23 protein-coding genes and 1 pseudogene are annotated in these 21,427 nt (G+C 68.0%); 10 read left to right on the top strand and 14 right to left on the bottom strand.

All coding sequences use genetic code 11. The annotated features are described in order from the left end of the window. Positions 1-14: 14 nt before the first annotated feature. A complete protein-coding gene (locus E5P2_RS25005) occupies positions 15-251 on the bottom strand; it encodes a hypothetical protein (RefSeq protein ID WP_162569791.1) in 237 nt (78 codons plus the stop codon). 254 nt (positions 252-505) lie between these two features. After that, a complete protein-coding gene (locus E5P2_RS25000) occupies positions 506-859 on the bottom strand; it encodes a PQQ-dependent sugar dehydrogenase (RefSeq protein WP_232080840.1) in 354 nt (117 codons plus the stop codon). Between the two features lie 144 nt (positions 860-1,003). Here E5P2_RS25000 and E5P2_RS24995 point away from each other — a divergent pair, with 144 nt between their 5' ends. Next, positions 1,004-1,660, top strand: a complete 657-nt coding sequence (locus tag E5P2_RS24995) for a dihydrofolate reductase family protein (protein ID WP_162569790.1) — start codon at positions 1,004-1,006, stop codon at positions 1,658-1,660. Then, positions 1,657-2,064, top strand: coding sequence for a GFA family protein (locus E5P2_RS24990; protein WP_162569789.1), 408 nt, complete (start codon positions 1,657-1,659; stop codon positions 2,062-2,064). The genes E5P2_RS24995 and E5P2_RS24990 overlap by 4 nt, the downstream gene beginning before the upstream one ends. Before the next feature lie 11 nt (positions 2,065-2,075). On the opposite strand, the gene E5P2_RS24985 is transcribed toward E5P2_RS24990, so the two are convergent. The 3 genes from E5P2_RS24985 to E5P2_RS24975 are packed head-to-tail and all read right to left on the bottom strand — an operon-like array spanning position 2,076 to position 4,521. Then, the gene (locus E5P2_RS24985; protein WP_162569788.1) at positions 2,076-2,984 is read right to left on the bottom strand and encodes a PhzF family phenazine biosynthesis protein; all 909 of its coding nucleotides are present in this window, start codon (positions 2,982-2,984) and stop codon (positions 2,076-2,078) included. A gap of 5 nt (positions 2,985-2,989) precedes the next feature. Beyond that, the gene (locus tag E5P2_RS24980; RefSeq protein WP_162569787.1) at positions 2,990-3,337 is read right to left on the bottom strand and encodes a RidA family protein; all 348 of its coding nucleotides are present in this window, start codon (positions 3,335-3,337) and stop codon (positions 2,990-2,992) included. A 23-nt stretch (positions 3,338-3,360) separates the two neighbouring features. Further along, a complete protein-coding gene (locus E5P2_RS24975) occupies positions 3,361-4,521 on the bottom strand; it encodes a pyridoxal phosphate-dependent aminotransferase (protein ID WP_162569786.1) in 1,161 nt (386 codons plus the stop codon). Between the two features lie 154 nt (positions 4,522-4,675). On the opposite strand from E5P2_RS24975, the gene E5P2_RS24970 reads away from it, so the two are divergent. Both E5P2_RS24970 and E5P2_RS24965 read left to right on the top strand, forming a co-directional pair. Continuing rightward, a complete protein-coding gene (locus E5P2_RS24970; RefSeq protein ID WP_162569785.1) occupies positions 4,676-6,136 on the top strand; it encodes an aminotransferase-like domain-containing protein in 1,461 nt (486 codons plus the stop codon). A 72-nt stretch (positions 6,137-6,208) separates the two neighbouring features. Further along, positions 6,209-6,322: pseudogene (locus tag E5P2_RS24965) on the top strand (RidA family protein); the annotation flags it as partial. A gap of 60 nt (positions 6,323-6,382) precedes the next feature. Here the strand turns inward: E5P2_RS24965 and E5P2_RS24960 are convergent. The 5 genes from E5P2_RS24960 to tssA form a co-directional block, all read right to left on the bottom strand. Beyond that, entirely contained in the window at positions 6,383-6,880 is a 498-nt protein-coding gene (locus tag E5P2_RS24960; RefSeq protein WP_162569784.1) for a peptidoglycan-binding protein, read from the bottom strand. Positions 6,881-6,898: 18 nt separating this feature from the next. After that, positions 6,899-7,378: an Hcp family type VI secretion system effector gene (locus E5P2_RS24955; protein WP_162569783.1), complete on the bottom strand. Its 480-nt coding sequence runs from the start codon at positions 7,376-7,378 to the stop codon at positions 6,899-6,901. Positions 7,379-7,544: 166 nt separating this feature from the next. Further along, a complete protein-coding gene (gene tssC, locus E5P2_RS24950) occupies positions 7,545-9,044 on the bottom strand; it encodes a type VI secretion system contractile sheath large subunit (protein ID WP_162569782.1) in 1,500 nt (499 codons plus the stop codon). A gap of 33 nt (positions 9,045-9,077) precedes the next feature. Then, entirely contained in the window at positions 9,078-9,593 is a 516-nt protein-coding gene (tssB, locus tag E5P2_RS24945) for a type VI secretion system contractile sheath small subunit (RefSeq protein WP_162569781.1), read from the bottom strand. 47 nt (positions 9,594-9,640) lie between these two features. After that, the gene (gene tssA, locus E5P2_RS24940) at positions 9,641-10,687 is read right to left on the bottom strand and encodes a type VI secretion system protein TssA (protein ID WP_162569780.1); all 1,047 of its coding nucleotides are present in this window, start codon (positions 10,685-10,687) and stop codon (positions 9,641-9,643) included. Positions 10,688-10,758: 71 nt separating this feature from the next. Between tssA and tssJ the strand changes: the two genes are divergently transcribed. Then, complete coding sequence (gene tssJ, locus E5P2_RS24935) at positions 10,759-11,280, top strand: type VI secretion system lipoprotein TssJ (protein ID WP_162569779.1); 522 nt, start codon at positions 10,759-10,761, stop codon at positions 11,278-11,280. A 14-nt stretch (positions 11,281-11,294) separates the two neighbouring features. On the opposite strand, the gene E5P2_RS24930 is transcribed toward tssJ, so the two are convergent. Then, positions 11,295-12,383: a type VI secretion system protein gene (locus E5P2_RS24930; RefSeq protein WP_162569778.1), complete on the bottom strand. Its 1,089-nt coding sequence runs from the start codon at positions 12,381-12,383 to the stop codon at positions 11,295-11,297. Position 12,384: 1 nt separating this feature from the next. After that, positions 12,385-13,707: a DotU family type IV/VI secretion system protein gene (locus E5P2_RS24925; RefSeq protein WP_162569777.1), complete on the bottom strand. Its 1,323-nt coding sequence runs from the start codon at positions 13,705-13,707 to the stop codon at positions 12,385-12,387. Positions 13,708-13,944: 237 nt separating this feature from the next. Here E5P2_RS24925 and E5P2_RS24920 point away from each other — a divergent pair, with 237 nt between their 5' ends. Beyond that, a complete protein-coding gene (locus tag E5P2_RS24920) occupies positions 13,945-14,625 on the top strand; it encodes a response regulator transcription factor (RefSeq protein ID WP_162569776.1) in 681 nt (226 codons plus the stop codon). 1 nt (position 14,626) lies between these two features. On the opposite strand, the gene E5P2_RS24915 is transcribed toward E5P2_RS24920, so the two are convergent. Further along, positions 14,627-14,869, bottom strand: a complete 243-nt coding sequence (locus E5P2_RS24915; RefSeq protein ID WP_162569775.1) for a GlsB/YeaQ/YmgE family stress response membrane protein — start codon at positions 14,867-14,869, stop codon at positions 14,627-14,629. Positions 14,870-15,157: 288 nt separating this feature from the next. Between E5P2_RS24915 and E5P2_RS24910 the strand changes: the two genes are divergently transcribed. The 4 genes from E5P2_RS24910 to E5P2_RS24895 all read left to right on the top strand — a co-directional run bounded on the left by E5P2_RS24910 (position 15,158) and on the right by E5P2_RS24895 (position 20,776). Further along, entirely contained in the window at positions 15,158-15,874 is a 717-nt protein-coding gene (locus tag E5P2_RS24910; RefSeq protein ID WP_162569774.1) for a response regulator transcription factor, read from the top strand. Further along, a complete protein-coding gene (locus E5P2_RS24905) occupies positions 15,849-17,576 on the top strand; it encodes a FecR domain-containing protein (RefSeq protein WP_162569773.1) in 1,728 nt (575 codons plus the stop codon). The genes E5P2_RS24910 and E5P2_RS24905 overlap by 26 nt, the downstream gene beginning before the upstream one ends. A gap of 51 nt (positions 17,577-17,627) precedes the next feature. Next, the gene (locus E5P2_RS24900; RefSeq protein WP_162569772.1) at positions 17,628-20,021 is read left to right on the top strand and encodes a CHASE2 domain-containing protein; all 2,394 of its coding nucleotides are present in this window, start codon (positions 17,628-17,630) and stop codon (positions 20,019-20,021) included. Positions 20,022-20,086: 65 nt separating this feature from the next. After that, a complete protein-coding gene (locus E5P2_RS24895; protein WP_269475702.1) occupies positions 20,087-20,776 on the top strand; it encodes a phosphoglycolate phosphatase in 690 nt (229 codons plus the stop codon). Between the two features lie 20 nt (positions 20,777-20,796). On the opposite strand, the gene E5P2_RS24890 is transcribed toward E5P2_RS24895, so the two are convergent. Beyond that, a complete protein-coding gene (locus E5P2_RS24890; RefSeq protein ID WP_162570657.1) occupies positions 20,797-21,384 on the bottom strand; it encodes a chalcone isomerase family protein in 588 nt (195 codons plus the stop codon). Positions 21,385-21,427: the final 43 nt, after the last annotated feature.

Genomic DNA, 21,427 nt, shown 5'->3' with positions numbered 1-21,427 from the left:
GGGGATGGCGTCCGTCAGCCGGCGCGACGCATGAGCCGCTGCTCGGCAACGGCCAGCTTTGCGAACATCAGCAGGTCTTCGTCCAAGGGCCCGGGGCCCGCGCCGTCAAGCTGCCGGCGGAAGGCCTGGACGATGCGGGCCTGCACCGCCCTGCGCACCCGAATCGCGCCCATCCACGCATCTCGCTTCTGCTGGGCTTCGGTACCGGGCAGGACGCGAGAGGCGCTTCTGACATAGCGAGTACCGGACATGGGACGACGACCTCTTGCCTTCGGGCTTCTTGACGGCTGTGTGACAGATTTGTTCATGAGTCTCGCTTGGAGAATGGGAGAAATTCACATCGAATAAGTCCTTTGTCCTATGGTCGATTGCGGGCTCATGTAAGACACCGGCTCATGTCGCTGTCCATTTGGTAACGGCGCGTGAGTGCCTTTATGGCGAGAGAATTCACTGGATCGAAAAGCGTCAAGCGTGACTTCCACAGCAAGGGAGGTGGGAACGGCGGTCACGGGACCACGACAAGCGCAAGTTGGGCGCTGGCCCCATCGCTCGGATAGGACGGGGCCAGGTAGACGCCGAGCAGGCCGTTCTGATCTTGGTACTGCACCGGCGGCACGCCGGTGACTTCGAGCTTCTGCCCGGACGGGGTGGCGAGGAAGAGCTTGCCGATCTTCTCGGTGATCAGCATGCGTCCGTCCGGCAGGAAGGCGATGCGCCATGGCAGATCGAACTGCGCGACCTTCGTGAGCTTGAACGGAGGCGATGGGGTGGGGGGCAGCGTTCCGGCGTTGATCTGCGCAAGCACGGGCGCTGCACCGAGGAGCAACCAAGGGATGAGTCCGAACTTCGGGAATGGCATGCTTGGCTCGTCAGTGGGGAGTCCGCGAAGAGTATCCGCCGACCGTGAAAGCAGTGCGGGGCACCGGGCCATCGGCGCGACGAGCGCCGAGGGGTGCCGCCCGCGCTAAAGTGTGGCATCCCCTTCTTTACAGGAGTCGATCCCATGACCCGCTTGCTGGTGCGCAGTTTCGGCGTTTCGCTCGACGGCTTCGCCGCCGGGCCGAACCAGAGCCTGGAGCACCCGCTGGGCGTTCGCGGTCCCGAACTCATGGATTGGTTCTTTCCCACGCGCGTCTGGCAGCAGATGCACAAGACGGGCGAGGCCAACGGCGAGACCGGCATCGACAACGAGATCGCCGAACAAGGCTTCGCCGAGATGGGTGCCTGGATCCTCGGGCGCAACATGTTCGGGCCGGTGCGCGGTCCCTGGCCCGACGAGCGCTGGAAAGGCTGGTGGGGCGACGAGCCCCCGTACCACGTGCCGGTCTTCGTGCTGACCCACCATGCCCGCGCGCCACTGACGATGCAGGGCGGTACCAGCTTCCACTTCGTCACCGGCGGCATCCACGAGGCACTGGCACTGGCGCAGGCCGCCGCGGGTGCGCGCGACGTGCGCCTGGGCGGCGGCGTGGCCACCGTGCGCGAATATCTGAAGGCCGGGCTGATCGACGAACTGCACCTGGCCGTGCGGCCGGTGCTGCTGGGGAAGGGCGAAGCGCTGTTCGCAGGCCTGGACCTGCCGGCGCTGGGCTACAGCTGCGAACGGCAGGTGGCCGGCGAGCGCGCCACGCATGTGTTCCTGCGCAGGAGTCGTACTTGAAAGTCGAAGGCCAATGCCATTGCGGCGCAATTGCATACGAAGCAGAAGTGCAGCCCGGCACCATCACGATCTGCCATTGCACTGACTGCCAGACCCAATCGGGCTCCGCATTTCGGGCCAACATTCCCGCGCCTGCGAGCGGCTTCCGGCTGGTGAAGGGCACGCCTCGAACCTACATCAAGACTGCAGCCAGCGGAGCAAAGCGGGTTCTTGCATTCTGCGAGGTCTGTGGCAGTTCTCTTTATGCCTGCGCTGCGGAGAACCCGCAGGCGTACTCGTTGCGCATCGGCACGCTGAAGCAGCGACATGAATTGAGCACACCGCAGCGGCAAATCTGGACGCAGCGTCGTCTTTCATGGGTGGCGTTCGCGGAGGAGCTCGAGACCTTTGGCGGTCAACCATAGCGGGCCACGTTTCATTTCGCTTGCTCCTGGTCCTGCAGCCCAAGCACGCCATCCACACAGGTGATGCACGACCCACCCACGCGGACCTGGCCGTCCACGCCGACGCGCACCTTCACACGCCCATCCCGCCCGACACAGCGCCCCTGAGCGGCCACGTAGGCCACGCCGTCCGCCGGCAGCATGCCGCGCTCCCACTGGAAGGCCGCCACGCTGGCATTGCCGCTTCCGCAGACGGGATCTTCCTCGACCCCGCACGACGGCGCGAAGGCGCGGACTTCGATGGCCACGTCCCCTTGCGGGTATCGGCCGAATACGGTGAGGCCCGTGACGCCAAGACGGCGCTCGAATGCCGCCAGTCTCGCGAAGTCGGGCTGCAGATCCAGCACGGCAGCGGCATCGGTCATCGGCAGGACGACCCAGATCGCACCCACGTTCACGATGGCCGGCGCGACCTCGTGGTGCAGCTTGCATCCCAGGATGAGCGCGAGTTCCGCGATGTCGGCGGCCGACAGCGGCTCGATGCGCGCGGACGGCAGGGCAAAGCTGAGCTCGCGGCCATCGGCTTCGTTGTTATCGATCGTCACGTCGACAAGGCCGATGTCGCACTGCTGAACCAATCGCCCGCCTTCGCGCGGCGTGGCCCGTCCCGCTTCCAGCACGGCATGCGCACTGCCCAGCGTCGGATGCCCGGCAAAGGGCAATTCGCTGCGCGGTGTGAAGATCCGCAGGCGATAGTCCGCCGCGGGCGTCGTTGGTGGCAGGACGAAGGTCGTCTCGGAGAGATGGGTCCAGCGCGCGATGGCCTGCATGGCCTCGGCGTCCAGGCCATCGGCATCGAACACGACGGCCACCGGATTGCCTGCCAGCGGTCGCGCGCTGAAGACGTCGACCACGGCGTAGCGGTGAGATCGTTTCGGCATGTCGGCTACACCGCCGCGATCACGCCGATCTCGACGCTGTACTGCGGGAATGCCAGCTTCGATTCGACGCATGCGCGGGCGGGCGCTTGGCCTTCGGGAACCCAGGCGTCCCAGACTTCGTTCACATCGTCGTACGAGGCGTGGCGCGCGAGCCAGATGCTGGCCGACAGGATTCGGGTCTTGTCGGCCCCGAGCTTGGCCAGCAGCGCGTCGATCTTGGCGAGGATCTGCGCGGCCTGGCCCTTCACGTCCTGGCTCGTGTCGTCCGCGACCTGCCCCGCCAGGAAAGCGAACCCGCCGTAGACGACGGCCTGACTCATGCGCTTGCTGGTGTCGTAGCGTTTGATCTGCATGGCTTCTCCTTGAATGTCGGGTGTCACTTTGCGATGGCGGCGTCCAGCACCGTCGAAAGGGCGGACAGCGCGAGGCCCAGGCGCCCAGGCGGCAGGTACCCGAAGCCCAGCCGGAAGATGCGATCGCTCTCGCCGAACCACTCGCCGGACGCCAGTTGCAGTTCGTGCCGGGGCAGCAGGTCCCAGAACCGCGAGACGGCGGCGGTGTCGAACTTGTCGTCGCGCAGGCGCAGGCAGCACAAGGCGCCGCCATCCGGGCGAATCCATTCGATGCGCCGGCGCTCGACGTCGCACCAGGCCGCCAACTCCATGAGCGCTTCGGCGAGCAGTCGACGACGCGGCGCGAGCACGCTCTCGCGATGGCGCAGCAGTGCAGCGGCCAGCGCCTCGTCGAGCACCGAGCCGGAGATCACGGTGTTCATCTTGGCGACGACCAGGCGCGATCGGAGGTCCGCGTCTGCGACGGTGAGCCAGCCCGTGCGCAAGCCGGGCGCGCCCAGCGCCTTGGACACGGAGGCGCCCGTGACGATGCGCGGGTGCAGTCCGGCGAAACTGTCGGGCGCGGCTTCGTTGCCGTAGGTGGCCTCGCGATAGGTCTCGTCGATGAAGAGGATGGCCTGCGGTGCCTTGCTTTCCAGCAATGCGAGGAGCTTCCCGACGATGGCACGCGGCGTCCGGACCCCGCTGGGGTTCTGCGGCGAAGCGAGGCTGACCAGCCTGGTCTTCGGCGACAGGCTGGCGGCGAGTTCGTCAAGGTCCAGCTGGTAGTGGTTCTCGAAGGTCAGCCTGATCTCGCAGACGGCGACACCTGCGCCGAGAAGACAGTCGCGGCTCGGCGGAAAGCACGGTGTCACGAGGACCGCCTCGTCGCCGGGGCGGCAGACCTCGAAGGCCAGCAGGAAGAGTCCCAGCGCTGTGCCCTGCGTCGTGACGACTTGCTCGGCAGAAACCTTGCAGGCCTTGGCAATCTCCTCGCGAAGCTCGACTGCGCCCGCGGACCGGCCGTAGCCGAGCTTCAAGCCGCGCAGGGTCTGGAGCCCGGCCAGGTCCAGCACGTCTCCGACCGTCAGGTCCTGCGATGTGCTCTCCGCCAGGTTGAAGGGTCGGTTCACGTCGAGCAGGGAAATGATCTCGTTGCGGGGGAACCTGCCTCGCCACTCGACCTTCTCTTCAAGCGCAGTCATTCGTTCAACCTTGCACGGATGTTGGAATGCGCATCCTAGTGATTGGCAGGCGACCAGAACAGCCACAATTTGCCTCGGATTCGATCAGCACAATTTGCGTGCTTCCCAAAGGCACATCGCCGACAATCGTGCCCGGTCCGGCCACGAGCGCACCATGGATGCAGACACCACGACTCACCGTTACGAACAGCTCGCGGACCTCATCGTCCGCATGATCGACAACGGCACGCTGGCGCCCGGCGTGCGCCTGCCGTCGGTGCGTGCCATCGGCGCGCAGTACGGCATCAGCATCTCGACGGTGCTGCAGGGCTATCGCCTGCTGGAAGACCGCGGCATTCTGGTCGCGCGGCCACAGTCAGGCTTCTACGTCGCTGCCACGCAGGGTGGAACGCTCGCGCTGCCGTCCACCTCGCGCCTGCGTTCGAAGGCGTCGACCGTGTCCATCAGCGGCGCCGTCGCAGCCTTGCTGGAGCACGCGTCCAACTCGGCGCTCGTGCCGCTCGGCTGCGCCGTGCCGGACGCGGCGTTGCTGCGGTCCCATCGACTCGACCTGGCGCTGGCGCGTGCCGCACGTCAGCACGGCGCGCACTACAACGTCTACGGCGCGCCGCGCGGTGAGCTGCGGCTGCGCCGTGAAATCGCGAGGCGGGCGATGCGCATCGGGCATGCGTTGTCGCCGGACGACGTGGTCATCACGAGCGGTTGCACGGAAGCCGTGACCCTCGCGCTGAGCTCCGTCGCCAAGCCCGGCGACACGATCGCGGTCGAATCGCCCACCTACTTCGGGCTTCTCCACACGTTGGAGATGCTCGACCTCAAGGCCCTGGAGCTTCCCACCGATCCGACCCGCGGCGTCCATGTCGACGCACTCGCCCGGCTGCTCGACACGGAACCCGTGGCGGCCTGCATGCTGTCGTCGAGCTTCAGCAATCCGTTGGGCTCGTTGATGCCCGAAGCACAGAAGCGCGAACTGCTCGCGCTGCTCGCGCGGCATGCCGTGCCCCTGATCGAGGACGACGTCTACGGCGACATCCACTTCATGCGCGAACGGCCCAGGCCGTTCATCGCGCTCGACGGCGGTGCCAACACGATCTACTGCAGCTCGTTCTCGAAAAGCCTCGCACCCGGATACCGCATTGGCTGGATTGCGCCGGGCGCCTTTGCGCAACAAGTGATGGATCGCAAACTGGCCTTCAGCCTTTGCAGCCCCGTCCTTCCTCAGGTCGCGCTTGCAGACTACCTGGCCAGCGGCGCCTACGATGCGCACATGCGCCGGCTGCGCCGCCTGCTCGAAGAGAACCTGCTGCGCCTGACCCGCACCATCGAGGCGAGCTTCCCGGCCGGGACGCGCGTCAGCCGGCCCGCGGGTGGATTTGCGCTGTGGGTCGAGCTGCCCAAAGGGTTCGACTCCCGGGCTCTGTTCGACGAAGCGCTCGAGCATGGCATCTGCTTCGCGCCAGGGGACGTCTTCTCTGCGAGCCGTCGATTCCGGAATTGCCTGCGCCTGAGCGCCGGCAGCACCTGGAGCGAGCGAATCGACAAGGGGGTTCGGCGGCTCGGCGAACTCGCTCGCACTCAGCGGACCGAAGACCGCGGCACGCTGGCCGTGAAGTAGCCAGGCAGCATCCGTGCGAAGTCGCAGGTAACGTTTGCCGAGCACTTCAAGGTGATCGACGGTTGCTCCGCACTGCTGATCGACGTGTTTGGAGAGGCTGGCCGGCATGCGCGATCCGCCGTCGGCATGGGATCGCTTCCCAACGGCATGACCGTGGAAGTCGAAGCCATCGTGCAGGTTGCTTGAAGGCCCGGCGCCCTCACCCCAGCCCTCTCCCGGAGGGAGAGGGGGAAGGAGGGGGCCTCCTCACTGATACTGCGCCGCGGTCTTCTTGACCGTCTTCAACGCATTGCGCAACTGCAGCGGCACATCCAGACGAACCGGCAGATCGTCGAAGTTGCGCATCCGGTTGGTGTCGCAGTTGTTGGCGCAGAAATTGTTCAGCAGCTCGATCGAATACCTCGTATGGGAGATCGTGCTCGATTGCCCGACTTTCCTGAACGGATCGAAGTTGCCGTCGCGCAGTACTTTCTGTCCCAGCGAGATCGCCTGGTCCTGGAATTGCGCGATGTGGCGCAGCGTGCTCGGGCCGATCCATCCGTCGACCTCGATGCCGTCTGCCCCCAGCGGCGGCAGCAGGCCGCCCTTGCCTGCGAGCTCGTAGAACACCATCCGCAGCAAGGCCTGCGCCAGCATGACGTCCTCCCGCAGGTTGCCGCCGATGCGCCCCACCGACCAGTCCAGGTTGTAGAGCACGCGCTCGACGTGGCTGGTCGAGCCGATGTACTTGAAGCTGAATGCCATGGCCTGCTCCCGGCGCGCTCAGGTGAGCTTGCCGTCTTCCAGGTTCCAGGTGAACTCGGGGCCGGCGCTGACTTTGCCTTCCTTGTCCTGCAGCTTGTATTCGGTCTTGATCTTCTGGAAGGCGCAGCTCACGGTCTCGACCATGTCGCCGCCAGCCGAGCCGCCCACCGCCACGCTGGTGATGAAGGCGCCCGAGAGCGTGACGATCAGGTAATCCTGCTGGCCGTCGCCCGACTTGCGCGCCGTGAGCTTGAGCTCGTCGATGTGCGTGCCCTTGATGCAGAAGCCCGCCAGCACCGGCGAGGCCTTGTCGTACAGGTGCGTGAAGCTGATGTCCTGCGGCGTGGCCTTGCCCTTGCCCGCGCCGCCGCCCACGCCGGCGGTCGTGGCGTTCGAGACACCCCATGACCAGGACAGGACCTCGATCTCGTTGACGTGGCCTTCCTTCTTGGACTCACCATCCGCCTTGGTGACCTTGGCGTAGAAATCTGAACTCATTTCGATGCTCCTTCATGAAACCCGATTGCGGGCGGGTGGTTGATCGTCGACTGGAACCGCTTGGCGCCTGGCCGTCGGCGGATGCCGTTCAGCCCAGCTGCCTCGAGAACGAACGTGCGGCGCGAACTTGAAAAGCTTCGTTGAAAAAATCGCGCCGCAACCTGGCCTACTTGCCGCCCTTGGCCGAGGGCAGCTTCGACACCAGCCGCAGCGACACCGTCAGCCCTTCGAGCTGGTAGTGCGGCCGCAGGAAGAACTTGGAGCTGTAGTAGCCGGGGTTGCCCTCGACTTCCTCCACCACCACTTCGGCTGCGGCGAGCGGCTTGCGCGCCTTGGTTTCTTCGGATGAGTTGACCGGGTCGCCGTCGACATAGTTGGTGATCCACTTGTTGAGCCAGCGCTGCATCTCGTCGCGTTCCTTGAAGCTGCCGACCTTGTCGCGCACGATGCACTTGAGGTAGTGCGCGAAGCGGTTGCAGGCAAATAGATAAGGCAGACGCGCGGCCAGGTTGGCATTGGCTGTGGCATCGGGGTCGTCGTACTCGGCCGGCTTGTTGAGCGACTGGGCGCCGATGAAGGCGGCGAAGTCGGAGTTCTTGCGGTGGATCAGCGACAGCAGGCCGGCCTTCGACAGCTCGGCCTCGCGCCGGTCGCTGATCGCGATCTCGGTCGGGCACTTCTGGTCGACGCCGCCGTCGTCGCTCGGGAAGGTGTGCAGCGGCAGGTTCTCGACCGCGCCGCCGGACTCGATACCGCGGATGCGCGAGCCCCAGCCGTAGAGCTTGTAGGAGCGGTTGATGTTGGTGGCCATCGCGTAGGCCGCATTGGCCCAGGCGTACTTGCTGTGGTCGGCGCCCGCGGTGTCTTCCTCGAAGTCGAACTCCTCGATCGGATTGGTCTTGGCGCCGTAGGGCGTGCGCGCGAGGAAGCGCGGCATGCACAGGCCGAGGTACTTGGAGTCGTCCGATTCGCGCAAGGAGCGCCAGCCGGCATATTCGGGCGTGCCGAAGATCTTGGTCAGGTCGCGCGGATTGGCGAGCTCCTGCCACGATTCCATCTGCATCAGGTTCGGGCTGGCGCCGGTGATGAAGGGCGCGTGCGCAGAGGCGGCGATCTTGGCCATCTCGCCGAGGATCTCGACGTCGGGCGGGCTTTGATCGAAGTGGTAGTCGCCGACGATGGCGCCGAAGGGCTCGCCGCCGAACTGGCCGTATTCCTGCTCGTAGATCTTCTTGAACAGCGGGCTCTGGTCCCAGGCCGCGCCCTTGAATTTCTTCAAGGTCTTGCCGAGTTCCTTCTTCGACATGTCCATCACGCGGATCTTGAGGTTCTCGTCCGACTCGGTGTTGTTCACCATGTAGTGCAGGCCGCGCCAGGCGCTCTCGAGCTTCTGGAACTCTTCGTTGTGCAGGATCTGGTTGACCTGGTCGGTGAGCTTCTGGTCGATCGCGGCGATCATGGCCTGGATCGACTTGGTCACGTCCTTGCCGATCACCTTGGTGTTGGCCAACGCCTGCTGCGCCAGCGTGAGCACCGCGGCTTCGACGGCGCTCTTGGCCTCGTCGCTGCGCGGCTTGAATTCCTTTTGCAGGAGCGACGAGAAATCGCTTCCCTCGTAAGCGACATCTTTCAGTGCGCTCTGCTGCTCGAGTGCTTCGGTGGCCATGGTGGGTTCTCCTCGTGTTCGGACAATGGGGCGTCAGGCGGCCGGCGTGGCGCCGTCCTCGGGCTTCTTGCTGGCGGCCAGCGTCTTGAGCAGCTCGGGGTTCTCCAGCACCTTTGCGAGAAGATCCTCGGCACCGCCCTTGCCGTCCATGTAGGTCACCAGGTTCGAGAGCTGCGTGCGCGCTTCGAGCAGCTTGTTGAGTGCGTCGACCTTGCGCGCCACCGCGGCGGGCGAGAAGTCGTCCATGTTCTCGAAGGTGATGTCGACCTTGAGGTCGCCTTCGCCGGTCAGCGTGTTGGGCACCGCGAAGGCGGCGCGCGGCTTCATGGCCTTCATGCGCGAGTCGAAGTTGTCGGTGTCGAACTCGAGGAACTTGCGGTCGCCCACCGGCGCCAGCGGATCGGCCGGCTTGCCCGAGAGATCGGCCAGCACGCCCATCACGAAAGGCAGCTGGACCTTCTTCTCGGCGCCGTAGAGCTCGACGTCGTACTCGATCTGGACCCGGGGCGCCCGGTTGCGGGCGATGAATTTCTGGCTGCTCTTGGACATGGGTTGCTCCTTGGAAATCCTGGATGAAGGGGGCGGGTTGGATGGGCCTATTCGGCCGCCTGCTTGCCGGTCACGGTCTCGATGGTGTCCATCGCGTTCGGCGCCAGGTCGGCCATGATTTCGAGAAAGCTCACGCCGATGAGCTTCTTGGCGCGCGCGATCAGGAGCGGCGCCGGGTTGCCGGGCTCGGCCTGTTCGAGGTAGCGGATCACGCGGTCGAGCATCTGCAGCGCGTCCTGTCGGGTCTGGATCTCGCCGTGCGCGGCGGCGCTGCGTGCGGGCGCGCCGGGCTTGCCCGAAGCGGTGCCTTCGGCGGGCTCGTCTTCCGAGGCCGCAGGGTCGGCGCTGCCCGCGGCGCCGGCGACGCCCGCGCAGGCCTTGCCCAGCACGCCACCGATCGCGCGCAGCGGCGCGAGGTCGATCGCATCGCCGCGGCCGGTGCGTTCGTTCAGGAGCGCCTGCAGGCGCGCGACCCGCGCGGGCACCTCGGCCAGGGTCTGCAGCACCTGCGGCGCTTCGGCATGGATGGCTTCGAGGCCGCCCTGGATCTGCGCCTGCGAATAGGTCGCGTCGGTGCCGACCGCGGCCAGCGCGTTGTGCGCGATCGCGATGTCGCGCACGCGGATCGGGCCGACGCCGCGCGCATTGCCCACGCCCGCGTCGTAGAGGTCGCGCAGCACCATGCCTTCGTCGGTCAGCGGCGCGAGCGCATTCAGGCGCATCGTCGGATCGTTGTCGTCGTCGGCATCGAGCTTTGGATGTATGCCGTCCCAGTAGCGGTCGAGCAGGCCGGTGAGCAATTGCAGGCCGAGGTCGAAGCCGGCCACGCCCTGCATCCTCGTCGCGGCGCGCAGCAGCAGCACGGCGGTGCGCACGTCCTTGGCGCGGCCGAGCAGCGCCTGCGCCTGTTCGGCCACGGCGCGCCATTCGGGTTCGACCGCAGGAATGACGGTGTCGCCGAACTGTTGCTCGGGCTTGCCCTGTGCGGCCGACTCCAGCGCGGTGAAGGCCGGGTCGTACTCAAGATCCTCGCCGGCGGGCGAAGCCTCGCTGATGGGCGCCTGGAGGGCGTCGACGAGTTCGGGTGTCAGCATGTTGCCTGTTCGAGTTCACTGGGGATAATCAAAGATGCCCACGGACCGGTCAATGCAACGAAGGGAATAGCATGAGAGCACCTGGTACACGCCGTTCGCCCTATGGACGCTTCGCCATCGCGTGGCATCGCCGCGCATTCGGGGCTGCGGCGCTGCTGTCGGCGGGACTGCTGCTCGCCGCCTGTGGAAGCCCGCCACCCAAGCCGGTGGTGACGCAGGTGTCGATCACGCTCGCGGCCGGTACCGATGCGAATCCCGACGCGCGCGGACGCGCCTCGCCGCTCACCGTGCGCGTCTATGCGCTCAAGACCACGGGCGCCTTCGAGGCGGCCGATTTCTTCTCGCTGTTCGAGAAGGACCAGGCCACGCTCGGTGCCGAGATGATCCAGCGCGAGGAAGTGCTGCTGCGCCCCGGCGAAAGCAAGAAGATCGAGATGACCCTGCAGCCCGATGCCAAGGCCATCGGCGTGATGGCGGCCTATCGCGACCTCGACCATGCGCGCTGGCGCGAGGTGCGCGCGCTCGAGGTCGGCAAGCCGCTGAACCTCGGCCTGAACTTCGGCGCGCGGCAGATCCGCGTCGAGGCGAAGTAGGGCGCGTTGTTGTTTCACGAGCGCGCCAGCGGCTGGTCGGCCGGCAGGAAATGCTGGAACAGATCCGCCACGAAGGCGCCGCCGTCGGCTTCCTCCGACGGCGCGGCCGCGAAGTAAAGGCCGCGCCAGCGCGGCGGCCGCGATCCCCGCGGGTTGTCGAACAGGCAGGCGGCCAGCGCTTCGAGGCCGGGCCGCAGCGCGAAGAGCTGTTCGACGAAGGCATGGATGCCCTGGCGCTGCGCAAGCGTGCGCGGATCGCGCAAGAGGCCCATGCGCAAGGCATGCAGGCGCAGCGTGAGCGTGTCGAAGAGGGCATCGAAGCGGCCCTCGAAAGAAGTGCCTTGCGCTGGAATGTTCGGCAGGCGATGGCCCAGCGCTTGCGCCAGGACCTCGGCCGGCAGCGCGGCCCGCAGCGCGTCGTAGCCGGGCAGCTGCTCCAGGCCTGTCACGACCAGGTAGACCGGCAGATGGAGCTGCAGCGCCTCGGCGGCTTCGTCGATCAGGCGCCGCGCGACCGGACCGCTGTCCTGCGCGCCGGCCCCGAGGCCGGCTACATCCGCGCACACCACGATGCCGTTGAGCGGCAGGCGGCGGCGCTGCTCGGCGAGTGTCACCAGGGCCTCGCACCAGAGCGCGCGCTCCTGCAGGTCGTCCGCGGATTCGTGCAGCAGCGCGGGGCGGGTTTCGATGGCAACCATCGACGGCAGCTGCCGCCAGCGCCAGAAGGCCTCGGCCGCACCGGTGCGCGCAAGCGGCTCCGGCGCGGTGCGCTGGGCCGCATCCAGCAGTCCGCCGACATCGGACGCGTCGTCGCCGAGGAACATGAACCACGGAATGCGGTACAGCGGCGGCGTTCGCATGCGAGGCGCCGTCGATTGCGCAAGCGCCTGGCGCGTCTGCGTGGCCGCCTGGCGCAATGCGGCGGGCGCCGTGTCCTCGGGCGCCGGTGCCGCGGATCCGAGCGCTTCGATGCGCCGCCGCAGCTGGCGCCGGCGCGCCAGCCGCCGGGCGCCCAGCACGAACCACCAGAGGCCGGCGAAGGCCAGCAGGCACAGCGCGAGCAGCGGCCAGAAATGCACCGGCGGCGGGTTCAGGCCGTTCATGTCAGCGCTCCACCGTTTCGAAGAACACGAAGTCGGCGATGAGCCGGTCGCCGCCCTTGTTGGCTGCCAGCGCTTCGCGCAGCCGCAGCAGGAAGGCCGAGGCCAGCTCGAACGGTGGACGGTCGGCCGTTTCATCGAAGGGCGCTGGCGAGGCGAGGGCGCTGACCATCACGGTGCCGAAGGGCGGGCTCACGAGCCAGCTCGATGGGATGTCGCGGCCCAGTTCGATGGTTGCGCCTGCCGCCAGCCGCTGCGGCCGGTGCGTGCTCAGGTGCATCACGGCGCCGTCGGCGGTGTAGTAGTCGACCCAGAGATAGGCGTCGTAGCTGGGACTGGTGACCTGCAGCAGCACGGTGTCGCCTTCGCGCAGCCGGCCGTCGCGTGCGGTCGCGGTGCCGACGTGCAGGCCATACTGGCTGCCGCGGTTGCGTGCCTGGTAGGGCTTGAGGATGGCCGCGACCTCGCAGTAGGGCCAGATGCGCAGGCGCAGGTCGAAGACGGCGGTGCGCCCGCCCGACATGGCGCCGACCTCGCGCTGCACGCGCGCCTTGTCCTCCGGCAGCGAGACGAAGCCGCTGACCCGCAGCGCGCCATCCGCGCCGGTGGTGGCGGAGAGGTCGGAGCAGGCGTAGGTCTGCAGCCGCTGTTCGACACGCTGCGCCAGCGTCGGCGGCGCGATGCCCGGCCCGGCCAGCAGCCACCAGAGCAGCCAGGCGAGCGGCACCAGCAGCGTCAGCGCGCCGCCGGCGCGCAGCAGCGCCCGTTCGCGGCGCTCGGGATCGCGCGGCCCCGGCGGGTCCGGCGCGTCGTAGGGCTGCGGCGTGATGCGTTCGTGCGCGAGCGTGTCCAGCGCCGCGGGACGCACCGGCAACTGCTGCGCATGCAGCGTCTTGAGCTTGCCGAGTTCGCCGCTGTCGCCGCTCTCGAAGTAATACTGGCCCTTGAAGCCGTGGACCAGCGCGTACCAGTAGACCTCGCGCACCTCGCCGTCGTCGGCCTGCAGCGCGGACAGGTGGTGGAAGAACTCGCTGTGCGCGTTGTTGGAGTTGAAGAGCTGGACCTGCAGCGGCGCGTTCCGCGCCGTGCAGGCCGGGTGCCGCGCGAGGATCTCGTCGATCCAGGCGACCATCGCGAACGAGGCCGATTCGATCTGGCGGGGCGAGGTGCCGGCGGCTGCGGCGGCGGTGCGGGCCTGGTCGAGCAGCGCGCGCGCACGTTGCTGGGCCGCCTGGCAGGAACCCGCCGCGCGGCCGGCCGCGATCGCGAGGTCGAGTTCGAGGCCGAACGAGAACAGCGCGGAGAAACGATCGACGAGCCGAGCCATGCAGCGCCCGCGGCTATGCGGCTGCGGCGAGTGGAACCCTGCGTTTGCGCCGGCATCGATGGCACATGACCGTGTCCCCGTCCATTCCTGAGTGTGAAAAGATTCTTTCGTCCGCCGCACACCCACGCCATACCGCTTGGGAGCTATGTCGTTCGTGGAGCGATCGCGGCTTGCTGCGGGAGGCGAACGCCGTTATCTTCGATGTCGCTGAGTTCATTCATCACGCTGGGGTAAGCCATGAAAATTCTGATCGCCGACGACCACCGGCTCGTCATCGAGGCGGTCAAAGCCAAGCTGTCCGAGCTCCAGGCTGGCATCGAGTTCGTCTTGGCGATGAGCGTCGACGAGCTGCTCGCCGGTGCCGCCGACGACATCGACCTGGCCGTGATCGACCTCAACATGCCGGGCGCCGAAGGCCAGGCCCATATCGACGAGATCCGCCGCCGTCATCCGGCGGTGCCGGTCATCGTGCTGTCGGGCTACGAAGACCCGGCCATCATGCGCAGCGCGCTGGAGCGCGGCGTGCTGGGCTTCATTCCCAAGGCCTATTCGCCGGAGGTGATGCTGTCGGCGGTGCGCCTGGTCCTGGCCGGCGGCGTGTACGTGCCGCCGATGATGCTGTCGGCGCTGCCGCCCGGTGTCGTGGCCGGGGTGCCGGGCGCGGCGGCCGAAGCCGCGCAGCGCGCCTCGGCCGCCGCCGCAGCGCAGACGCTCGAGCACCTGCGCAATGTGCTCACCGAGCGGCAGGTCGAAGTGCTGCAGTTGCTGTCGCAAGGCAAGCCCAACAAGCTGATCGGCCGTGCGCTCGGCATCAGCGAAGGCACGGTCAAGATCCATCTGGCGGCGATCTTCCGTGCGCTCAACGTGCGCAATCGCACCGAGGCGGTGGTGGCCGCGCAGTCCTTGACCGAGGCCTGAGTCAGCGTGCGACCAGGCGATAGAGCGCCAGCAGCACGATCGCACCGAAGACCGAGGCGATGAAGCCTGCGGTCTGGCCGGCCCGGTACCAGTGCATCGCATCGCCCACGTAAGTGGCGAGCAGCGAGCCGACGATGCCGATCACGACCGTCAGGATGAAGCCGATGGACTGGGTGCCGGGCATGACCGCGCGGGCGATGAGGCCGATGACGAAGCCGATCAGGATGGTCCAGAGGATGTGCATGTGAATTCCTTTCGTTGAAGTGAATCCTCCGGTCGGGGAGGCGCGCGATTGTCAGTGCGAAACGCGGCGTGAAATCCGGTGAATTCTCGCGGCGCTGCGTGGCGCCGATCTTGCGTCCCTGCATGCTGTCGGCTGGCGCCCGGATGCATGGGCAAGGCAAATAACCGCAACTAATTGACATTGCTTGACAATTGGCAAGCGGGTCGAATTCGATTGCTCGCTACACTTTCCCATGTTCACCGTGAGGTGCCGACGAGTCGCCGGATGCTCACTGGGAAAGTAGGAAAAATGCGAGTTGCTGCACTTGACGACGACGTCGAGGAGCTTGATCTCATCAAGAGTACGTTGCGGGCCGTCGGACATGATTGCCATGTCTTCACAGAGGGCGCCGCATTGCAGCGCGAACTGCGGCGCGAAACCTTCGACCTGCTGATCCTCGACTGGCATCTGCCGGACACCACCGGCCCGGAGATCGTGCAATGGGTGCGCAACCATCTGCAGGCCCGCATACCCATCCTGTTCGTGACCAATCGCCGCCAGGAGCGCGACATCGTGGAGGGGCTGGCCGCCGGGGCGGACGACTTCATGATGAAGCCGATCCGCGTCGGCGAGCTCGCGGCGCGCGTGCAGGCCCTGTTGCGGCGCGCCTATGCCGAACCCGCGCCCGACGAACAGATCTGGGAGCGCTACCGCTTCGTTCTCGCGAGCCGGCATGTCGAAGTCGACGGCGAGCCGGTCGCGCTGACGCACAAGGAGTTCGATCTGGCGCTCACCCTGTTCCGCAACATGGGCCGCCTGCTGTCGCGCCAGTACCTGCTGGAAGCCATCTGGAACAACAACAACCCGCTGGGATCGGACCTGATGTCGCGCTCGCTCGACACCCACATCTCGCGCGTGCGCACCGCATTGCGGCTGCGTCCGGAGAACGGCTTCAGGCTGGCTTCCATCTATGGTCAGGGCTACCGTTTCGAGGCCGTTCATGCGGATGACAGCCGCCCGGCCTGACGCGCCGGCGCGACGCGCGCATGCGATCCATCCGCTCGTGCGCATCGCGCGCGGGTCGGCTTGTGCCGTGGTGGCACTCCACCTGAGTCTTGCAGCGGCGCAGGCGCCGCAACCCGGTCTCGTGCATCGCGTGCAATCCGGCGACACGCTGTACGAGCTGGCCGAGCGGTACACGGGCCGGGCGGACCACTGGCCCCGGCTGCAGCGACTCAATGCGATCGCCGATCCGCGGCGAATCGCGCCTGGCACGCCGGTGCGTATCCCTGCCGACCTGCTTGCGTCCATGGCGGTCTTCGCCACCGCGGCCTATGTGACGGGCGACGTGCAGCTCGTGCGTCCGGGCGAGACGCAGGCGCATGCGCTGCAGGCCGGCATGGACCTGCCGCAGGGATCGACCCTCACGGTGGGTCTCGACGGTTTCGCGCGGCTTCGGTTGAGCGACGGCTCCGTGGTGCGCATTCCCGCGGGATCGCGCGTGCGCCTGTCCGGCGTCGCGGAGGACGAAGCCGCGCATGCCGGCCGCACCATCATCCAGATGGAGGCCGGCCGCGTGGATGCCTCCGTGCGTCCGCGGCGCAACAAGGCCAGCCGCTTCGAGGTCCACACGCCGCTGGCGATCGCCAGCGTGCGCGGCACCGAGTTCGGCGTTGCCATCCAGCGCGACGCCGCAGTCACGAGCGAGGTGTTGAAGGGTGAGGTCGTGCTGCAGGATCGCCATGGCCGTCCGTCATCGCGGCGGCTCCTGGCCGGGCAGGGCGTCCGGGTCGATGGCACCGGCCGGATGGGGCCGGTGCGCGCCCTGCCCGAGGCGCCCGATCTGTCGACGCTGCCCGACACCGTGACCGACGCCGACTTCGTGCGCCTGCAGCTGCCCGCCGCGCCGGGCGTCGCGGCCTGGCGCGTGCGCATCGCCACCGATGCGGCGCTGGAGCAGGTCGTGCGCGACGGCATGGCCAGCGACGGCCGGGTGCAGTTCGCAGGCCTCGATGACGGCGCCTACACGCTGGGCGTGCGCGCCGCCGACGAGGCCGGCCTGCTGGGCCGCGAAAGCACGCGTGCGCTGCGCGTCAAGGCCACGCCGGTCGCGCCGCTGTTCGAGCGGCCGGCGCCGGACGAGAAGGTGGTCGGCCGCGCGGTCGCGCTGAGCTGCACGCAGCCCGCGGGCATTCGGCGCTTCCGGCTGCAGGTCGCGAAGGACGAGCACTTCGAAACGCCGGAGATCGATGCGCCGGCGCTCGACGAATGCCGCTACCAGGCCAGCTTGCCGCCGGGGCGGTATTTCTGGCGCGTGGCCTCCGTGCGGCTGGCGGCTGACGGCGCCACCGACCAGGGCCCCTTCGGCGGCAGCCAGGGCTTCGAACTCGTCGCGCCGCCGCCGCAGGCGCCCGTGGCCTCGATCGACAGCGACGACGAGGCGCTGCAGGTCCACTGGTCGGGCACGGCCGGCGAGCGCTACCGGATCCAGGTGGCGCGCGACGGCGGTTTTGCCGATCTCGTGCACGACGGCACGCAGGCCGAGCCGCTGCTGCATCTGTCCGGCCAAGCGCCCGGCACCTATTACGTCAGGCTGCAGGCGATCGATGCCCAAGGCCAGGCCGGTGCGTTCTCCGCCGCGCAGGCGGTACGGATCGGCGGCGCGATCCGCGACTCGAGCGGTGCGGCGGTGCGCGACGGCCAAGGCCACGCCTGGGGACGGCCGTAGAGGCTGGCGCCGGACGCGCGGCGGCGCGTCGACGTCATATCCTCCATCGACATGCCGCCCATCCCCGCTTCCCTCGCGCCCCGGCGCCGCCCGCCGCGCTGGCTCGAATGGGCCGTGCTGTCGCTCGTCGCGGCAGCGCTGGTGTTCGTGCTCGAAGGCTCGGGCCTGCTGCGACGGCCGAACCGGCTGCTCCAGGACGGCCTGATCGCGCTGCAGATGCGGGACCTCACGCACGGCGAGGTGATCATCGTCGTCATTGACGACAAGAGCGTGGCCGCGCTGGGACGCTGGCCATGGCGGCGCTCCTTCCATGCCGCGCTGATCGACGACATCGGCAAGGATGGGCCGCGGGCCATCGGCATGGATCTGCTGCTCAGCGAACCCGACCAGCGTTTTCCCGGCGACGATGTCGTGCTCGCCGGCGCGCTGGCGCGCAGCGGGCGCGTGGTGCTGCCGAGCATGATGCAGAACCTGGGCGGCGACCCGGTCGTCGTCGCGCCGATCCCGCTGCTCGCACACAGTGCCGCGGGCCTGGGCCTCGTGCATCTGCCGATCGATGACGACGGCGTTGCGCGCAACGTGTATTTGCGCGAAGGGCTCGCGGGCCGCATGCAGGACCATTTCAGCGTCGCCATGCTGGCCGCCGGCGGCAAGGGCATCGTGCCGGCCGAGTTGCCGGGCCTGGCCGAGGTCGAGAGACGCATGGAAGATCCGGTTTCGGGCCAGGTCCTTGCCTGGCAGCGATCGCACAGGATGATCGTGCCTTTCGCCGGCCCGCCCGGGCACTTCCGGCATGTGTCGTACGTCGACGTGCTCGACGGCGTGGTGCCGCCCGGCACTTTCCGCGACAAGTTCGTGCTGGTCGGCGCCACGGCCGCGGGCCTGGGCGACCTGTATGCCACGCCGGTCGCGGGGCGGCCGCAATTGATGTCCGGCGTCGAGATCTCGGCCAACGTGCTCGACAGCCTGCTTGGCGGCCACAGCATCGCGGCCGTGCCGGCCTGGCTCGACGCGGCGCTGAACCTGCTCGCCGTGCTGCTGGCTTTGGCCGGGCTCGCCTTCCTCGGTCCGCTGGCGGCGCTGCTGCTCACCGTCGGCCTGATCGCCGCGCTGCCGCTGGCCGCGGCGATCGCCATGCTGGGCTTCCGGCTCCAGTTCTCGCCCGCGGCCGGCATGCTCGGACTCGGCCTGACCTATGCGCTGTGGAGCTGGCGAAGGCTCGATGCCGCCACGCGCTACCTCGTCGACGAGTTGAGGCAGCTGCGTGCGAGCGGCGGCATGATGCCGATACCGGCCGGGCCTCTGGCGCCGAGGGGCGATTTCCTCGATCGCCGGATGGAGGCGCTCAGGCAGGCGGCGCAGCAACTGCGCGACCTGCACCGGTTCGTCAGCGACAGCCTCGAAGGATTGCCCGATGCCGTGCTGGTCTGCGATCGCCTGGGCACCGTGCTGCTGGCCAATGCGGCGGCGGCGCGGCATTTCGGCGTCGACTCCGATCAAAGGCTGCGCGGTGCGCTGCTGCCGGTGCTGATGAGCGACGTGCTGTCGCAACAGGACCACCAGCCGGTCATCACGGTCGACGCGCTGGCGGCAGCGGCCGGCGTGCACTCGGCCGCAGCACGCGACGGCCGCGCGCGCGATCTGCTCGTCAAGCAGGTGCCTTCCTTCAGCGGCGGCGGCGTGCACTCGGGCTGGATCCTGTCCGTCGTCGACGTGAGCGCGCTGCGGCAGGCCGAGCGCCAACGCGACGATGCCATGCGCTTCCTCGGCCACGATCTGCGCGCACCGCAAGCCTCCATCCTCACCTTGCTGGAACTGCGCCGGCAGAACCCGGCGGCGATGACGGACGCGCAGTTCCATCAGCGCCTCGAGCGCCACGCCACGAAGGCGATGGCACTGTCGGACGACTTCATCCAGCTCGTGCGGGCGCAATCGTCCGGCTATCGCATCGAGCGCTGCAACCTGGTCGACCTGCTGCGCGAATGCATCGACGATCAGTGGGAGACCCTGCGGCGGCGCAAGCTGCGCATCGTCATGGCGCCGTCGCCGCAGGAGGCGACGAGCCTGATCGATCGCGAGCTGGTGGCGCGCGCCATCGGCAACCTGCTGGGCAATGCGCTCAAGTTCTCGCGCGAAGGCGCATGGATCACCTGCGCCGTCGAGGCCCTTGGCGCGGACTGGGCCGTGCGGGTGGAAGACGAAGGCCCGGGCATCGACGAAGCGCTGCAGGCGCAGTTGTTCGAGCCCTTCGTGCGCGGCCGTTCGGGCACGCAGGTCGATGGTGCGGGGCTCGGGCTGGCCTTCGTCCGGACCGTCGCGCAGCGGCACGGCGGCAAGGTGCTGCTGGACAGCGCACCGGGGCGCGGCAGCGCGTTCCGGCTGGTGCTGGCGCAGGCCCCGGATGCGCCGCCGCCGGAGCGCGGGCAGCGCGAAGCGCCGGCCTGAACGTGCAGCGCGCCTCGCCGGGGTCGCTATGCTCGTCGGCTTTGAATGCCTGGTCGGAGCCTGTCTTGTCCTTCTTTTCGAATTCCGCGGCGCCAGACCGCTTCGATGCCGCCATCGTCGACCTCGACGGCACGATGATCGACACCGTCGGCGACTTCGTGGCTGCGCTCAACCGCATGCTCGACGAGCTGGGCCTGCCGCACGTCGATGCGCCGGCCGTGAACGCCATGGTCGGCAAGGGCTCGGAACATCTGATCCATTCGGTGCTGCGGCACGTGGCCGCGCCGGGCACCGAGGCGGCCTTGTACCACCGTGCCCTTCAGCGCTATCTGCATCATTACCTCGATGTCAACGGCCGCCATTCGACGGTCTATGCGGGCGTGCCCGAGGGCCTTCATGCATTGCGCGCCCGCGGCCTGCGGCTGGCCTGCCTGACCAACAAGCCCACGGCCTTCGCGCGGCCGCTGCTGGCGGCGAAAGGACTCGACGGCTTCTTCGACCGGGTGTTCGGCGGCGATGCCTTCGAGCGCAAGAAGCCCGACCCGCTGCCGCTGATCAAGACCTGCGAAGCCCTCGGCACCCGGCCCGCGCGCACGCTGATGATCGGGGATTCGAGCAACGACGCCCGCGCTGCGCGCGCCGCCGGCTGCGCCGTGATGCTGGTCAGCTACGGCTACAACCATGGCGAGCCCATCCGCGCCGTGGACGCCGATGGCTTCGTCGATTCGCTCGACGAACTCGGCCCCCTGATCTGAAATGCCGCTGGGGGTGTGCGTCATTTCCCCAGCAACGCGTCCTTGAGCTTCCAGTCGGCAGGCACTGGGCCTAGCCAGATGCGCAGCAGGGCGTCAAAGAATTCGGGTTCCCGGATCGGCGCGCCCTGCGTCGCGCCCTTGATCGTGAGGATCGTGCCGGCGCCCGGAATCCAATCGATCACGAGGCTGTCGCCGGCTTTCAGCTCCTTCTGATCCGAGAAGATCTGGCCCATGCGCAGCAGCCCGGGAACGAGCTGCGACATGCGACTGCGCGGCGAATTGTCTTCCACGCCGTGCGTGAAGAGCCGGCCGAGCACGTCGGCGTCGACGTCGTGCAGCATCGTGATCGCGAGTCGCTTGGGCCCCGCCATTGACAGCACTTCCTCGGTCGTCGTGGCCCGGGTGCTCAGATAGAGGCCGGCCGCGTAGACCTTGAAGACCGCCTTGTTGCGAACGCCCGCGCCGTTCAGCAACAGCGGGCTGCCGCCGAGCCGGATGGCCTCGTCGAACGGGACGCCGCCGGCTTCGATGGGCACGGCCGTGGCGCAGGCCGACGCGGCGGCGAGAACGGCGAGCGCGACACCGCTCCGCCATGCAGCTTGATTCATGGTTCCCCCTGGTTGTCCTTGTTGTCGAAACGAACCGGCGAAA

The organism is Variovorax sp. SRS16, assembly GCF_901827165.1.
Lineage (GTDB): Bacteria > Pseudomonadota > Gammaproteobacteria > Burkholderiales > Burkholderiaceae_C > Variovorax.
This window is presented reverse-complemented; position numbering and strand designations above follow the sequence as displayed.

What these genes read in the sequence shown, in the direction of transcription:
- E5P2_RS24905 (WP_162569773.1), top strand. Translation starts at nt 15,849, where the DNA reads ATGCGGATGACAGCCGCCCGGCCTGACGCGCCGGCGCGACGCGCGCAT.
- tssA (WP_162569780.1), bottom strand. Translation starts at nt 10,687, where the DNA reads ATGCTGACACCCGAACTCGTCGACGCCCTCCAGGCGCCCATCAGCGAG.
- E5P2_RS24930 (WP_162569778.1), bottom strand. Translation starts at nt 12,383, where the DNA reads ATGAACGGCCTGAACCCGCCGCCGGTGCATTTCTGGCCGCTGCTCGCG.
- E5P2_RS24985 (WP_162569788.1), bottom strand. Translation starts at nt 2,984, where the DNA reads ATGCCGAAACGATCTCACCGCTACGCCGTGGTCGACGTCTTCAGCGCG.
- tssJ (WP_162569779.1), top strand. Translation starts at nt 10,759, where the DNA reads ATGAGAGCACCTGGTACACGCCGTTCGCCCTATGGACGCTTCGCCATC.
- E5P2_RS25005 (WP_162569791.1), bottom strand. Translation starts at nt 251, where the DNA reads ATGTCCGGTACTCGCTATGTCAGAAGCGCCTCTCGCGTCCTGCCCGGT.
- E5P2_RS25000 (WP_232080840.1), bottom strand. Translation starts at nt 859, where the DNA reads ATGCCATTCCCGAAGTTCGGACTCATCCCTTGGTTGCTCCTCGGTGCA.
- tssC (WP_162569782.1), bottom strand. Translation starts at nt 9,044, where the DNA reads ATGGCCACCGAAGCACTCGAGCAGCAGAGCGCACTGAAAGATGTCGCT.
- E5P2_RS24975 (WP_162569786.1), bottom strand. Translation starts at nt 4,521, where the DNA reads ATGACTGCGCTTGAAGAGAAGGTCGAGTGGCGAGGCAGGTTCCCCCGC.
- E5P2_RS24970 (WP_162569785.1), top strand. Translation starts at nt 4,676, where the DNA reads ATGGATGCAGACACCACGACTCACCGTTACGAACAGCTCGCGGACCTC.
- E5P2_RS24960 (WP_162569784.1), bottom strand. Translation starts at nt 6,880, where the DNA reads ATGGCATTCAGCTTCAAGTACATCGGCTCGACCAGCCACGTCGAGCGC.
- E5P2_RS24980 (WP_162569787.1), bottom strand. Translation starts at nt 3,337, where the DNA reads ATGCAGATCAAACGCTACGACACCAGCAAGCGCATGAGTCAGGCCGTC.
- E5P2_RS24890 (WP_162570657.1), bottom strand. Translation starts at nt 21,384, where the DNA reads ATGAATCAAGCTGCATGGCGGAGCGGTGTCGCGCTCGCCGTTCTCGCC.
- E5P2_RS24900 (WP_162569772.1), top strand. Translation starts at nt 17,628, where the DNA reads ATGCCGCCCATCCCCGCTTCCCTCGCGCCCCGGCGCCGCCCGCCGCGC.
- E5P2_RS24920 (WP_162569776.1), top strand. Translation starts at nt 13,945, where the DNA reads ATGAAAATTCTGATCGCCGACGACCACCGGCTCGTCATCGAGGCGGTC.
- E5P2_RS24915 (WP_162569775.1), bottom strand. Translation starts at nt 14,869, where the DNA reads ATGCACATCCTCTGGACCATCCTGATCGGCTTCGTCATCGGCCTCATC.
- E5P2_RS24995 (WP_162569790.1), top strand. Translation starts at nt 1,004, where the DNA reads ATGACCCGCTTGCTGGTGCGCAGTTTCGGCGTTTCGCTCGACGGCTTC.
- E5P2_RS24955 (WP_162569783.1), bottom strand. Translation starts at nt 7,378, where the DNA reads ATGAGTTCAGATTTCTACGCCAAGGTCACCAAGGCGGATGGTGAGTCC.
- E5P2_RS24910 (WP_162569774.1), top strand. Translation starts at nt 15,158, where the DNA reads ATGCGAGTTGCTGCACTTGACGACGACGTCGAGGAGCTTGATCTCATC.
- tssB (WP_162569781.1), bottom strand. Translation starts at nt 9,593, where the DNA reads ATGTCCAAGAGCAGCCAGAAATTCATCGCCCGCAACCGGGCGCCCCGG.
- E5P2_RS24925 (WP_162569777.1), bottom strand. Translation starts at nt 13,707, where the DNA reads ATGGCTCGGCTCGTCGATCGTTTCTCCGCGCTGTTCTCGTTCGGCCTC.